The sequence below is a fragment of the Croceibacterium soli genome (genome assembly GCF_009828065.1).
Classification (GTDB): domain Bacteria; phylum Pseudomonadota; class Alphaproteobacteria; order Sphingomonadales; family Sphingomonadaceae; genus Croceibacterium_B; species Croceibacterium_B soli.
Window position 1 is genome coordinate 160,673 of record NZ_WTYK01000001.1, and the last position, 12,759, is coordinate 173,431.

The window sequence follows — 12,759 nt, forward strand, 5'->3', positions numbered from 1 at the left end:
AAAGGCTGCGTGCGTGTTCCACGTGGAACATCACTTGCCGATGCAGAACCGCCCGAACAGGGCGCCGAGCATATCTTCCGTAGCAGCGCGCCCGATCAACCGGTCGAACGCCAGCCGCGCGGCACGAAGCTGCTCCGCCACCAGCAGCGGATCTCCGCCGGCGTCTGCCTCGTCGAGCGCCGCCAGCGCGGCGCCGATCAGTTCGCGCTGCCGCCGACTCAAAGCCGACTGCCCCGGCTTCGGCATTGCCGACCGCGCCCGTTCCACAAGCGCGCGCTTCACCGCGTCCATGCCCTCGCCGGTCACGGCGGACAGGCGGAAGTCGGCCTCGCCCTTGGGCGCATGATCGGCGCGGTCAACTTGCGCGTCGACTTCCCAGGCGCCGTCCGGTCCCTCGCCCTCTGGCCCGAGCCACAGCACACAATCCGCCGCTGCGATTTCCTCCCGCGCACGGGCGATGCCGATCGTCTCGACCACGTCGCCCGATTCATCGCGCAAGCCCGCCATGTCCACGAAAGTGAACGGCACCCCGCCGATCGCAACATGGCGCACCAGAACATCGCGCGTGGTCCCCGCAAGAGGCGCGGTGATGGCCGCCTCACTCTCAACCAAGGCATTGAAAAGGGTAGACTTTCCCGCGTTCGGTGGTCCGGCGAGCGCCACCCGGTAACCCTCCCGAAGCGTTTCAGCGTGCGGCGCGTCGAGGGCATCCGCAATCTCGTCGCGCACGCCAGCGAGAGCAGCGGTGAAGCCCGCGTCGAGCCGCTCGACGTCATCCTCGTCCTCGAAGTCCAATGCCGCTTCGACCCGCGCGGACAGGATCAGCAGCGCCTCGCGCCAGCCCTCTGCCTTGCGCGACAGGGCTCCGCCGGCCGTGCCGAGCGCCGCCCGCCGCTGCAGCTCGGTCTCCGACGAGACCAGGTCCGCCAGTCCCTCCACCTGCAGCAGGTCGATCTTGCCGTTGGCGAAAGCGCGGCGGGTGAACTCGCCCGGCTGAGCCAGGCGGAAGCCATCGATCCGCCCCAGTTCGGCATAGACCGCCTCGACCACCGCGCGGCCGCCGTGGAGCTGGAGCTCCGCACAATCCTCTCCGGTCTCCGATTTCGGCCCTGGGAACCACAGCACGAGCGCCTGGTCCAGCAGAGTGCCGTCGGCTGCGTTGAGCCTCGCCAGATGCGCCTTCCTGGGTGGGGGCAACCTGCCGCACAGCCGCTCCAGCGCAGAGCCGGCTCGCGAGCCGCTGATGCGGACGACCGCGATGGCCGCGGGCGGAGCCCCGCTGGAGAGTGCGAAGATCGTATCCATCTGTCCGGGCGTGCCCTACTCGCTCGGCTTCGGCGGGTCGTCGTCGCGCGGCGGGGTCCCCACCTTGCCGGCGCTTTCCATGAACGTCTGGAACATCTTCAACCCGAGCTGCCCCATCGGTGCCAGTTGCTTGGCATACTGATCGAGTTGCTCGACATTGGACACGCCCTTCATCGCCTTGGCGATCGTGTCGACATAGACCGCGTTGGCTTTCTCGACATCCGGCAGGCCCATGAAGCGCCGGGCCTCGTCGGGCGAACACTCGATTTCGATATTGATCTTCATCGTCGGGCCCTGTGCGTTAGAGCGCCGGCCCTTGCGGAACGCGCGCCGGTTCGTAGCGTATGGATCGAAGGCATACGCGGGAGGAACTTATATGAGCGAGACGGTCACCATTTCCACCCTCGACGGCGAGGGAAGCTTCGATTGCTACTGCGCCCGCCCCTCGGGCGAGGCCACCGCCGCGATCGTCGTCATCCAGGAAATCTTCGGGGTGAACCGCGGAATCCGCCAGAAATGCGACAGGCTGGCCGAGGATGGCTACCTCGCCCTCGCCCCCGATCTCTTCTGGCGGGTGCAGCCGAACGTCGAATTGGATCCCGATATCGAGGCGGAGTTCGCCGAGGCTCTCGAGCTGATGGGCAAGTTCGACCAGGATCTGGGGGTTCGCGACATCGAGGCGACCATCAGGCATGCGCGTGAGAAACTCGGCTGCGAGAAAGTCGGCGCGGTCGGCTACTGCCTCGGCGGGCGCCTGGCGTTCATGACCGCGACCCGCACCGATGCCGACGCCAGCGTCGGCTATTACGCGGTCGGCGTCGACAACCTCCTGCGCGAGAAGCACGCCATCGCCCGGCCCCTGATGCTGCACATCCCGACCGCCGACCATTTCGTGCCGCCGGAAGTCCAGGCAGCCATGCACGAAGGACTGGACGATCACCCGCGTGTCACGCTCCACGACTACGAAGGTCTCGACCACGGCTTCGCCACCGAGTTCGGCCAGCGGCGCAACGAGGAAGCGGCGCAACTGGCTGACCAGCGGACAGCCGAATTCTTTGGCGAGCATCTGCGTTAGATCGTCGTGCACCAGCATCGGAATGAGGAGCAGATTCGGGCACGCAAAGGCGCGAAGGAAGCCTGCGGCCTGGTGTCTCACACGAAGGCACGAAGACAGGAAGAGGCTTGGCGTCTCATGTTTTCGCACACCCCCACTTCTGCGCGCGCTGAGACATGGACCCTGAAACAAGTTCAGGGTGACGATGAGGGATGGGCAGGCGAGAAACTGCGGTCATCCTGAACTTGTTTCAGGATCCATCCCGCCTCACGCTGAGAGCAGCGCATGCCAGCACATGGACAGGCAGCCGCCAGTGCGACGCCTTCGTGTCTTCGTGCCTTCGTGTGAGCATGAGAGATACCATGCAACCGCTCGGACGCTCGCAGCGGCATTCACTCCTGGAAAACAATCCTCCCATGTAAGCCTGTCCTGAGCGGCTGGCTTGCCAGCCAGCCGAAGGGGGGAGGTGGCAGCCCGCAGGGCCGACGGAGGGGTGTAACCGCTAGCCGGAACACCCCTCCGCAATCATCTTCGGCGACGGCGCTTACTGGTTCATCGTCGCGAAGAAGTCCTCGTTGGTCTTCGAGTCCTTCATCTTGTCGAGCAGGAACTCCATCGAATCGATGGTGCCCATCTGCATCAGGATCCGGCGCAGGACCCACATCTTGCTGAGCTGTTCCTTCGGAACGAGCAGCTCTTCCTTGCGGGTGCCGGACTTGCCGACGTCCAGCGCCGGGAAGATGCGCTTGTCGGCCACCTTGCGGTCGAGGACGATTTCCGAGTTACCGGTGCCCTTGAACTCTTCGAAGATGACCTCGTCCATGCGGCTGCCGGTGTCGATCAGCGCGGTGGCGATGATCGAGAGGCTGCCGCCTTCCTCGATGTTGCGCGCGGCGCCGAAGAACCGCTTCGGCCGCTGCAGGGCGTTGGCGTCGACACCGCCGGTCAGGACTTTGCCCGAGCTCGGCACCACGGTGTTGTAGGCGCGACCGAGGCGGGTGATCGAGTCCAGCAGGATCACCACGTCCTTCTTGTGCTCGACCAGGCGCTTGGCCTTCTCGATCACCATCTCGGCGACTTGCACGTGGCGCTGGGCCGGCTCGTCGAAAGTCGAGGAGATCACCTCGCCCTTCACCGAACGCTGCATGTCGGTGACTTCCTCCGGCCGCTCGTCCACGAGCAGCACGATCAGGAACACTTCGGGGTGGTTGTCGGTGATCGCCTTGGCGATGTTCTGCAGCAGCACCGTCTTGCCGGTGCGCGGCGGGGCCACGATCAGCGCGCGCTGGCCTTTGCCCTGCGGCGAGATCAGGTCGATCACCCGCGCCGACTTGTCCTTGACGGTCGGATCGGTGGTGTCGAGGTTCAGCCGCTCGTCGGGGTACAGCGGCGTCAGGTTGTCGAAGTTGGTCCGGTGACGAACCGCATCCGGATCGTCGAAGTTGACGGTGATGATCTTGGTCAGCGCGAAATAGCGCTCGCCATCCTTGGGCGCGCGGATTTCGCCTTCGACCGTGTCGCCGGTGCGCAGGCCCGACTTACGGACCTGGTTCGGCGAAACGTAGATGTCGTCCGGGCCGGCGAGATAATTCGCCTCCGGGCTGCGCAGAAAGCCGAAGCCGTCCTGCAGCACTTCGATCGTGCCCTGGCCGATGATTTCCTCGCCGTCTTCGGCGACTTCCTTGAGGATCGCGAACATGAGATCCTGCCGGCGCATCGTCGAAGCGCCTTCGATCTCGTACTCCTCGGCCATCGAGACGAGCTCGGCCGGCGTCCTTTTCTTTAGTTCTTTCAGATGCATGGCTGTGTTCCAGTATTCGGGGAAGGAGCCGGCAGTCGCAATGGGCTTGGGGAAAGCTGGACTCGGCCGCTCGGGACGGCGGCCTCAGCCGGTCCGGCCGAAATAGGTCGCGCGCTAAAGGCCGTCAATTCGCAATCGCCTGAGCGGCGGCACCGCTCGTCGCAAAGCGTCGGCCGGAATCAGAAGGGCTTGATCACCACCAGGATCACGATCAGCGCCACGGCGACGCCCGGCACTTCGTTGAGCATGCGCAATTTCTTGCCCTCGATCGGCCGTTCGCCGCGAGCCAGCTTCTTGGCGTAGGCGCTCAGGTAGCCGTGATAACCCGACAGGATCAGCACCAGCAGCAGCTTGGCGTGGAGCCAGCCCTGGTCCCAGGCGCCGATCGTCACGGCCAAGGCAATGCCCAGGGCCCAGACGGCGATGATGGAGGGCAGGAGGATGATCTTGAGCAGCTTGCGCTCGCGGTCGACCCATGCCGCCGCCTCGATCGAATCCTTGGCCGCTTCCTGGTGGTAGACGAAGAAGCGCGGCAGCATGAACAGCCCCGCCATCCAGAAAATCACGAAGATGATATGGCCGGCCTTGAGCCAGTAGTATGTGATCGAAAGCACGTCCTGCATGGGGAGCGCTGTAGAGGCCGGCGCGGCTGCCGTCACGCGTTTCCGCGAACCACCTCCAGCAGGCGCTCGACATGGGCGATCGGCGTTTCCTTGTCGATCCCGTGGCCCAGGTTGAACACGTGCGGCCGGCCCTCGAACGCTCTCAGGATCGCCCGCGCCCGCCGCTCGAGCTCTTCGCCGCCGGCGAGCAGCAGCAGCGGATCGAAGTTGCCCTGCACCGGCAGGCCCGCCGGCAGCTCGCGCATGGCCCAGGCCGGATCGACCGTTTCGTCCAGCCCGACTGCATCGACCCCGGTCTCCCTGGCATATGCCGGCAGCTTGGCGCCGGCGCCCTTGGGGAAGCCGATCACCGGCACGCCCGGATGGCGCGCCTTCACTCCGTCGGCGATCGCGGAATTGGGCGCGATTACCCAGCGTTCGAACTGGTCGGGCGCCAGGCTGCCGGCCCAGCTGTCGAACAGTTGCACTGCTTCCGCCCCGGCGGCGATCTGTCCGCTCAGGTACTCGATGGAGACCGCCACGATCGCGTCGATGATCGCCTGGAACGCAGCCGGATCGCGGTAGGCCAGGGCCCGGGTGACATGCTGGTCGCGGCTGCCCTCGCCGGCGACCATGTAGGTCGCGACCGTCCAGGGACTGCCGGCAAAGCCCAGCAGCGTCGTCTCAGGGCCGAGAGTCTCCCGCACCAGGGCCACGGTGCGGTAGATCGGCTCGAGGCGCTCAGGCACGGCTTCCAGGGCACCCAGGGTCGTATCGACGAGCCGGGGCGAGAGCCGCGGGCCTTCGCCGGCCAGAAACGCGAGGTCCTGCCCCATCGCATGGGGAACGATGAGGATGTCGGAAAACAGGATCGCGCCATCGAAACCGAAGCGTCGGATCGGCTGCACGGTGATCTCGGCCGCCGCTTCGCTGTCGTAGACCAGCTGCAGGAACCCACCCTTGGCGGCGCGCAGTTCGCGGTACTCGGGCAGGTAGCGGCCGGCCTGGCGCATCAGCCAGACCGGGCGCCGGGAACCGGATTTACCGCGCAAGGTTTCAAGAAGGAGACCGGGCATCGAGGAGTCCTATCCAAATACTATATTATTTTTAATAGGATTCAGGACTCTGTTGGTCCTGTGGATTGTGGGGATTGGGGCCCCGTGCCCGATTTTTCCCGCGATGAACAGGCCCGGCTGCGGTGCGAATCCGCAAGGCCTCGCGTCAAGCGATGCTTCTCCCCGTTATCCCCAGCCTGTCGAGAACGATGCTCACCTGTCGGCAAGCGCGGGCGGCGAACCGGTTTAGCGGGCACGGAATCCCCCGCCGAACTTGTCCGCAGGCCACTCCCGTGGTTTATGCCGGCACTTGTCCACATGACCCGGCTCCATCTCCACCTCCTTTCGGACTCGACCGGCGAAACGCTGGAGATGATCGCCAAGGCGGCGCTCGCCCAGTTCGACGATGCCGAGGTCATTCGCCACTTCTGGCCGATGGTGCGCAGCCAGCAGCACCTCGACCGGATCGTCGGCGAACTCGCGGCAAACCCCGGGCTCGTGCTCTATACTCTCGTCAACGCGGAGATCCGGCACATGCTGGAGGATCGTTGCCGCAAGCTCGGCCTGCCACACGTGCCGGCGATCGATGCCGTGACGGCTGCGCTCGAGGACCGGCTCGGCCAGCAGGCGAAGGGTCGGCCCGGACGCCAGCACGCGATGGACGATGCCTATTTCGCCCGCGTCGACGCGATCCAGTTCACCATCGCCCATGACGACGGGATCGGCTGGGAGAACTGGGAAGAAGCCGATATCGTGCTCGCCGGCGTCTCGCGCACGTCGAAGACCCCGACCAGCATCTACCTCGCCAACCGCGGCTACAAAGTCGCCAACATCCCGGTCGTCGTGGAGAGCCCGCCGCCGCAGAACCTGTTCGAGCTGCGCCGGCCGCTGGTCGTCGGCCTGACCACCGCGGCCAAGCGGCTGATCGAAATCCGCCGAAACCGCCTGCTCTCGCTCAACCAGACGACCGAGACCGCCTATGTCGAGGAAGAGAAAGTCGAGCGCGAGCTGGCTTTCGCCCGGCGCATGTTCGCCGACAACGGCTGGCCCGTGATCGACGTCACGCGCCGCTCGATCGAGGAAACCGCCGCCGCGATCATCCGCCTGATGGGTGAGCGCGACGGGGACGGCACGATTGCCGGGATCAAGCCGATATGATCGTCCTCGCCTCCAAGAGCGCCTCCCGCCAGGCGATGCTCGCCGCTGCCGGCGTGGCGTTCGAGGCCCGCCGCGCAGCCGTCGACGAGCGCGCGCTCGAAGCCTCCCTTGGCGGCGCGCAGCCGGACCAGGTCGCCCTCGCCCTCGCCGAAGCCAAGGCCCTCGCCATCCCCGACGAGGAGAGGCCGGTCCTCGGCAGCGACTCGCTCGTCGTGGTCGGCGACCGGCGCTTCGACAAGCCCGCCAGCCGCCAGGAAGCGGCCGGACATTTGCGCGCCTTCTCCGGCCGGGTAATGCAGCTTCATTCCGCCGCCGCAATCGCCAAGGATGGCGCTATCGTCTGGCGCCATGCCGCCCTGGCGTCACTCCAGGTGCGCGACCTGTCGGAGCAGTTCATCGCCACCTACCTCGACGCAGAGTGGCCCGAGGTCTCAGGCTGCGTGGGCGTGTTCCGCATCGAGGCGCTCGGCGTGCAGCTGTTCGATCGAATCGAAGGCGATCACTTCACCGTGCTCGGCATGCCGCTCCTCCCCGTGCTCGGCGCCCTGCGTGATCTCGGGGAGCTGCCGGCATGAGCGAGGCGCCACAGGCCTATGCCGAAGTGATCGGCGATCCGATCGCCCAGTCGAAGTCCCCGGCGATCCACGGCTACTGGATCGGCCAGCTCGGCCTCGATGCGCGCTACGAAGCCTGCCACGTCACCGCGGCGGATCTTCCCGACTACATCGCCACCCGGCGCAAGGACCAGGCCTGGCGCGGCTGCAACGTGACCATGCCGCACAAGCTCGCCGTCATGCCCCTGCTCGACCGGCTCGACCCTTTGGCGGTGCGGATCGGCGCCGTGAACACCGTCGTGCGCAGGGAAGACGGTTCGCTCACCGGCTACAACACCGACGCGCCTGGATTCCTCGAACCGCTGAGGCCTTGGCTCGACCGGCGGCACCTGTTCCGCATGGCCCGCGTGCTCGGCACCGGCGGCGCGGCGCGGGCGATCGTCGCCGCACTGGCGGGCGAGAACATGGTCATCGTCCTCGCCGGGCGCGACCCGGCCAAGGCCCGCGCCCTGCTCGACGAGCTGGACCCCGCAGGCGAGCACCACGCCGCCGATCTGGCCCACTTCGCCGATCCGACCGACTTCGCCTTCGACGACCGCGAAGGGTGCCTCGACCTGATCGTCAACGCCAGCCCGCTCGGCATGGCCGGCCAGCCGCCGCTGCCGTTCGACTTCAGCCACGCTCCGCCCGGCAGCCTCGTGTATGACATCGTCACCCACCCGCCCGACACCCAGCTCCTGCAGCAGGCGCGCGCCGAGGGCTTCCGCACGATCGACGGGCTCGCGATGCTGATCGGCCAGGCGGCCGCCGCCTTCGAACGCTTCTTCGGCCGCCCTCCCCCGCGAAAAGACGGCGACACCGGCCTCCGGCGCCTGCTGACGGCATGAGCCGCCCGCTGGTCCTCGGGCTGACCGGCTCCATCGCCATGGGCAAGTCGACCGTGGCAGCAATGTTCGAGCGCCGCGGCGTTCCTGTGTTCGACGCCGACCGCGAAGTTCGCCGCATGCAGGGCCCCGGCGGCCCCCTGGTCGAGCAGATCGAGCACGCATTCCCCGGCACGACCGGCCCCGGCGGCGTCGACCGGGCGACGCTTGGCGCCCGCGTCTTCGGCGATCCCGCGGCCCTGGCCCGCCTCGAAGCCATCGTCCACCCGGCGGTGCGCGCCGCCCGGCGCGACTTCCTCGCCGCGCATGCAGATGCGCCGCTGGTCGTGCTCGACATCCCCCTGCTGTTCGAGAAAGGCGGCGCTGACGAGGTCGATCGCATCGCGGTCGTTTCCGCGCCTGCCCCCATCCAGCGCGAGCGTGCCCTCGCCCGCCCGGGCATGACCGCGCAGCGCCTCGCCGAAGTCCTCGCCCTGCAGATGCCTGACGCAGAAAAGCGCGCCCGGGCCGATTACGTGATCGGCACCGGCGGCACCCTGGCGGAGACCGAGGCGGAAGTCGCGGCGCTCGTGGAGAAGCTTGCCTCGGCATGATTTCTGGCTCTTGCCAGCCGCGCGCGAGAGGCCGATAGTTGCAGCCGATGCGGGAAATTGTGTTCGATACCGAAACCACGGGGCTCGATCCCAGAACCGGGGATCGGATGGTCGAGATCGGTTGCATCGAGCTGGTCAACCGAATGCCCACCGGCCGCACTTTCCACGCCTACTTCAATCCGGAACGGCCGATGCCGCTGGAAGCGGAGCAGGTCCACGGCCTGTGCGACAGCTTCCTGGCCGACAAGCCGTGCTTCCGCGAAGGCGTGCTCGAACTGCTGGACTTCATGGGCGATTCGCCCCTGGTGGCGCACAACGCGCAGTTCGATTTCGGCTTCCTCAACTACGAACTCGATGTCTGCGGCCACCCGTGCATCTCGCTGGATCGCATGGTGGACACGCTGGCCCTCGCCCGCCGCCGCCATCCCGGCGCCAAGCATTCGCTCGACGCGCTGTGCTCGCGCTACGGAATCGACCGCAGCCACCGGGTCCGCCACGGGGCGCTGCTCGATGCCGAGCTCCTGGCGCAAGTCTACGTCGAGCTGACCGGCGGCCGCCAGATCGGTCTCGGCCTGGTCGCCGAACGCGTCGAAACGGTGGTCCAGGTCGCCAGGTTCAGCCCGGCCCGCCGCGAATTCCGTCAGCCGCGCTTCCACGCGGCCAGCGCAGAGGAGCTGGCCCGGCACAAAGCCTTCGTCGAAACGTTGGATTCACCGCTCTGGGCCGCCTGACTTCCGTCGCGGCTCCACCGGTAACCGACAAGACAGGAGATCCCCGACACATGGAAATTCGCGTATCCGGCCATCAGATGGACACCGGCGCGGCGCTGCAGGAGCACGCCGCCGAGCGCCTCGACGGAATCGTCGAAAAGTATTTCAACCGCGCGATGTCCTCGCAGGTCACTTTCGGAAAGGCGCCCGCCAGCGCGTTCGCCTGCGATATCGTGATGCACGTGAACAACGGGCTGGTGCTGAAGGCGCACGGGCAGGCGCAGGATGCGCACCAATCCTTTGATCAGGCGGCCGACAAGATCGAGAAGCAGCTGCGACGCTACAAGCGCCGGCTGAAGGACCGGCACGAGCAGGCGAACCATGCCGCCCGCGAGGAAGACGCCGCCTATACCGTGTTCGCGCCCGAGGAGCCGGAGGCTGAGGAAGCCGCGGATGCTCCGCCGGTGATTGCCGAAACTCGCATCGACGTGCCGGAAGTGAGCGTTTCCGATGCGGTGATGATGCTGGACTTGCGCCACACCAACGCGCTGTTCTTCAAAAACGCTGGCACCGGGCGGCACAATATGGTTTACCGCCGCGATGACGGTTCGATCGGATGGGTCGAGCCGTCCTGAAGGCGGCGTTTCGGCCGCTATCCAGGCCCCACAGGCTCATAGCATTGCGGAGGCTCGGGCGCGCGCCGGCCTCCGCGTTTCGCGCCCGGAAGGCGCGAACCCACGGAACTCTCGATGAACGCACATTTCCTGTTTGAGCCCGATGCCGTCGGCATCGTTTCGGCGAAGTCGAAGGATTCGATCCTGGAGCTTCTGGCCCAGCGATTCGCCGACAGCTATGGGCTGGACGCCGGCGACGTGCTCGATCGGCTGCAGGAGCGTGAACATCTTGGCAGCACCGGCTTCGGGCGCGGCGTGGCCATCCCCCACGCGCGGGTCGACGGCCTGCGCAGGCCCGTGGCGGCCCTGCTCAAGCTGCAGGACCCGGTGGAGTTCGCCGCGGCCGACGGCTTGCCTGTCGATCTCGTTTTCGGCCTGGTCTCGCCCGAGCAGAGCGGCGTTGGCCATCTCCATGCCCTCGCCGCGATCTCGCGCCTGGTGCGCGATGAGCGGGTGCACGATGCCCTCAGCGAAGCGCCGGACGTCGAAGCGCTTTACGGGCTCATCGCCAATGCCGCCGACCGCGACGCGGCCTGACGGGGCCGCTCCCGGGGCTGCGCTGCATTTCCGCGGGCTCGAAGCGCTCTATGCTTCGGCGCCGATCAACGCCCAGTTCGATTCCCGGCTGACGATTCCCGAGGAAGGCCACGCCAGGATCGCTTTCACGGTCGACGAGCGGGTCCACCACGCCGCGGGCGCGGCGCACGGAACGATCTACTTCAAGATGCTCGACGATGCCGCGTTCTACGCGGCGAATTCGCTGGTCACCGATCGCTTCCTGCTTACGACCGCTTTCAACCTGCACTTCACCAAGCCGATCCGTGCCGGCCGCGTGGTGGCGGAAGGGCGCTGGGTCAGCGGGCGGCGGCGGGTCTTCGTCGCCGAAGCGCACCTGACGGATGAGGAAGGCGACGAGATCGGCCGCGGCACCGGCACATTCATGCGCTCCCGCATCGCGCTGTCCGGCCTGCCCGGCTACCGCCCCGAAAGCCGCTGAGCGATGGAAGACCGGCTTCCCGCGCATATGGAAGTAACCGGTTTGCTGCGCGCGGTGGAGACCGCCGGGGGCTTCGGCATGGTTATCGCGAAAGGTGAACGCGACGCCGGCACATTGCTCGTCGTGTGTTGCGAAAACGGCACAGCCTGCCGCGCCTACGAGCGCATGCCCCGCGCCGATGGCACCCGCGGGTGGGCCCTATCCAAAGCACAAGATCCTGAAAATCCCTCCGAATTTGCCGATTACCTGCAGCGGAGGGCGTGCCAGGACCGCGATTTGTGGGTCGTGGAGCTGGACGTCGCGAATGGTGAACGGTTCATCGGTTTGCCGGGAACCATCGATTGACTGCCCGGCCCCGCAGGGTATGGGGCCGCATCTTCCAACAGCGCAGGCGGTCAAACGGCACCGAATACTTCGGTTGCCCGGATCAGCGCGCAGTCGGGGGGCGGCCGGCAGGCTGCAGGACGGATCACGGGGAATTTCCCAGGTTGTCGAACGTACAACCGTGACCGCCAGCCTGCGTCGGGGCGTCAACCGCCTTGAACCGGGTAAGTATGAGTCGCAGGAATCATCGGGTCGCCATTTTCGCGGCGGCCGCCACGTTGCTGTTTTCTTTTATCACCACCGACGGATCCGGTGCTTACGCACAGGCCAACGAACCCCTGACCGCCCAGAGCGTGCCCGCCGGCACCCAGGCGAGCGCTCCTTCAGCTCCGGCGAACGAGCCGCGCTTCGTCGCCCATGAGGTGGTTCAGCCCCTTACCCCAGAAGCCGACGACTCCGTCGAAGACACCGACGATTCCGTCGAAGCTGCCTCCCTGCGCGATCTCGTCGCCATGATGGACACCGGCGCGGAGCCTTCCGGCGACATGCTGTGCCTGGCCCAGGCGATCTACTTCGAAGCGCGCGGCGAACCCCTCGCCGGCCAGCTCGCCGTCGGACGCGTGGTCGTCAATCGCGCCGAATCCTCCGCATTCCCCGACGATTACTGCGGCGTGGTCAAGCAGCCGGCGCAGTTCTCGTTCGTGAAGAATGGCTGGATCCCCCAGGCGAAGAGCGGCTCGCCCGCCTGGCACCGCGCCAAGGCGATCGCCCGCATCGCCCACCAGGAACTGTGGGATAGCGCCGCGCACGACGCCCTGTTCTTCCACGCCACCCGCGTGCGTCCCAGCTGGGCCCGCCAGAAGATCGCCCGCGCCACCATCGAACGCCACGTCTTCTACCGCTGAGGGCGGCTCCAAGCCGCCAGCTACAAACCCTTCACCCGTCATCCCCGCGAAAGCAGGGACCTACCGCCAGATCGCGCCTGGGTCCCCGCCCCCGCGAGGATGACGATGAGGACAACATTCTCCGCGCCTTTGCGCCTCTGCGA

16 protein-coding genes are annotated in these 12,759 nt (G+C 66.8%); 11 read left to right on the forward strand and 5 right to left on the reverse strand.

Annotated features, from left to right (window positions below; genetic code table 11):
- Positions 1-30: 30 nt before the first annotated feature.
- Both mnmE and GRI75_RS00835 read right to left on the reverse strand, forming a co-directional pair.
- Positions 31-1,305 carry a tRNA uridine-5-carboxymethylaminomethyl(34) synthesis GTPase MnmE gene (mnmE, locus tag GRI75_RS00830; RefSeq protein ID WP_160745042.1) on the reverse strand — a complete coding sequence of 425 codons (1,275 nt, stop codon included), beginning with the start codon at positions 1,303-1,305 and terminating at the stop codon, positions 31-33.
- Positions 1,306-1,320: 15 nt separating this feature from the next.
- Positions 1,321-1,590, reverse strand: a complete 270-nt coding sequence (locus GRI75_RS00835) for a DUF6489 family protein (RefSeq protein ID WP_160745043.1) — start codon at positions 1,588-1,590, stop codon at positions 1,321-1,323.
- Positions 1,591-1,681: 91 nt separating this feature from the next.
- Here GRI75_RS00835 and GRI75_RS00840 point away from each other — a divergent pair, with 91 nt between their 5' ends.
- Positions 1,682-2,380 (forward strand): dienelactone hydrolase family protein, encoded by a 699-nt coding sequence (locus GRI75_RS00840; RefSeq protein WP_160745044.1) that lies wholly within the window; start codon positions 1,682-1,684, stop codon positions 2,378-2,380.
- Positions 2,381-2,903: 523 nt separating this feature from the next.
- Here GRI75_RS00840 and rho read toward each other — a convergent pair.
- The 3 genes from rho to hemE all read right to left on the reverse strand — a co-directional run bounded on the left by rho (position 2,904) and on the right by hemE (position 5,838).
- Entirely contained in the window at positions 2,904-4,160 is a 1,257-nt protein-coding gene (rho, locus tag GRI75_RS00845) for a transcription termination factor Rho (RefSeq protein ID WP_160745045.1), read from the reverse strand.
- A gap of 179 nt (positions 4,161-4,339) precedes the next feature.
- The gene (locus GRI75_RS00850) at positions 4,340-4,783 is read right to left on the reverse strand and encodes a CopD family protein (protein WP_160745046.1); all 444 of its coding nucleotides are present in this window, start codon (positions 4,781-4,783) and stop codon (positions 4,340-4,342) included.
- A gap of 32 nt (positions 4,784-4,815) precedes the next feature.
- Positions 4,816-5,838 (reverse strand): uroporphyrinogen decarboxylase, encoded by a 1,023-nt coding sequence (hemE, locus tag GRI75_RS00855; protein WP_160745047.1) that lies wholly within the window; start codon positions 5,836-5,838, stop codon positions 4,816-4,818.
- 297 nt (positions 5,839-6,135) lie between these two features.
- On the opposite strand from hemE, the gene GRI75_RS00860 reads away from it, so the two are divergent.
- The 10 genes from GRI75_RS00860 to GRI75_RS00905 all read left to right on the forward strand — a co-directional run bounded on the left by GRI75_RS00860 (position 6,136) and on the right by GRI75_RS00905 (position 12,616).
- A complete protein-coding gene (locus GRI75_RS00860; protein ID WP_160745048.1) occupies positions 6,136-6,975 on the forward strand; it encodes a pyruvate, water dikinase regulatory protein in 840 nt (279 codons plus the stop codon).
- Positions 6,972-7,550 (forward strand): Maf family protein, encoded by a 579-nt coding sequence (locus GRI75_RS00865; RefSeq protein ID WP_160745049.1) that lies wholly within the window; start codon positions 6,972-6,974, stop codon positions 7,548-7,550. The genes GRI75_RS00860 and GRI75_RS00865 overlap by 4 nt, the downstream gene beginning before the upstream one ends.
- Positions 7,547-8,416, forward strand: coding sequence for a shikimate dehydrogenase family protein (locus GRI75_RS00870; RefSeq protein ID WP_160745050.1), 870 nt, complete (start codon positions 7,547-7,549; stop codon positions 8,414-8,416). Before GRI75_RS00865 ends, GRI75_RS00870 begins: the two co-directional genes overlap by 4 nt.
- A complete protein-coding gene (coaE, locus tag GRI75_RS00875) occupies positions 8,413-9,006 on the forward strand; it encodes a dephospho-CoA kinase (RefSeq protein ID WP_160745051.1) in 594 nt (197 codons plus the stop codon). The genes GRI75_RS00870 and coaE overlap by 4 nt, the downstream gene beginning before the upstream one ends.
- 47 nt (positions 9,007-9,053) lie before the next feature.
- A complete protein-coding gene (dnaQ, locus tag GRI75_RS00880; RefSeq protein WP_160745052.1) occupies positions 9,054-9,737 on the forward strand; it encodes a DNA polymerase III subunit epsilon in 684 nt (227 codons plus the stop codon).
- Between the two features lie 50 nt (positions 9,738-9,787).
- Positions 9,788-10,351, forward strand: coding sequence for a ribosome hibernation-promoting factor, HPF/YfiA family (hpf, locus tag GRI75_RS00885; protein ID WP_160745053.1), 564 nt, complete (start codon positions 9,788-9,790; stop codon positions 10,349-10,351).
- A 114-nt stretch (positions 10,352-10,465) separates the two neighbouring features.
- Complete coding sequence (locus GRI75_RS00890; RefSeq protein ID WP_160745054.1) at positions 10,466-10,927, forward strand: PTS sugar transporter subunit IIA; 462 nt, start codon at positions 10,466-10,468, stop codon at positions 10,925-10,927.
- A complete protein-coding gene (locus GRI75_RS00895) occupies positions 10,902-11,387 on the forward strand; it encodes a PaaI family thioesterase (protein ID WP_160745055.1) in 486 nt (161 codons plus the stop codon). The genes GRI75_RS00890 and GRI75_RS00895 overlap by 26 nt, the downstream gene beginning before the upstream one ends.
- Before the next feature lie 3 nt (positions 11,388-11,390).
- On the forward strand, positions 11,391-11,732 hold the full coding sequence (locus GRI75_RS00900) for a DUF1491 family protein (protein WP_160745056.1): 342 nt from the start codon (positions 11,391-11,393) through the stop codon (positions 11,730-11,732).
- A 209-nt stretch (positions 11,733-11,941) separates the two neighbouring features.
- Entirely contained in the window at positions 11,942-12,616 is a 675-nt protein-coding gene (locus GRI75_RS00905; RefSeq protein ID WP_160745057.1) for a cell wall hydrolase, read from the forward strand.
- Positions 12,617-12,759: the final 143 nt, after the last annotated feature.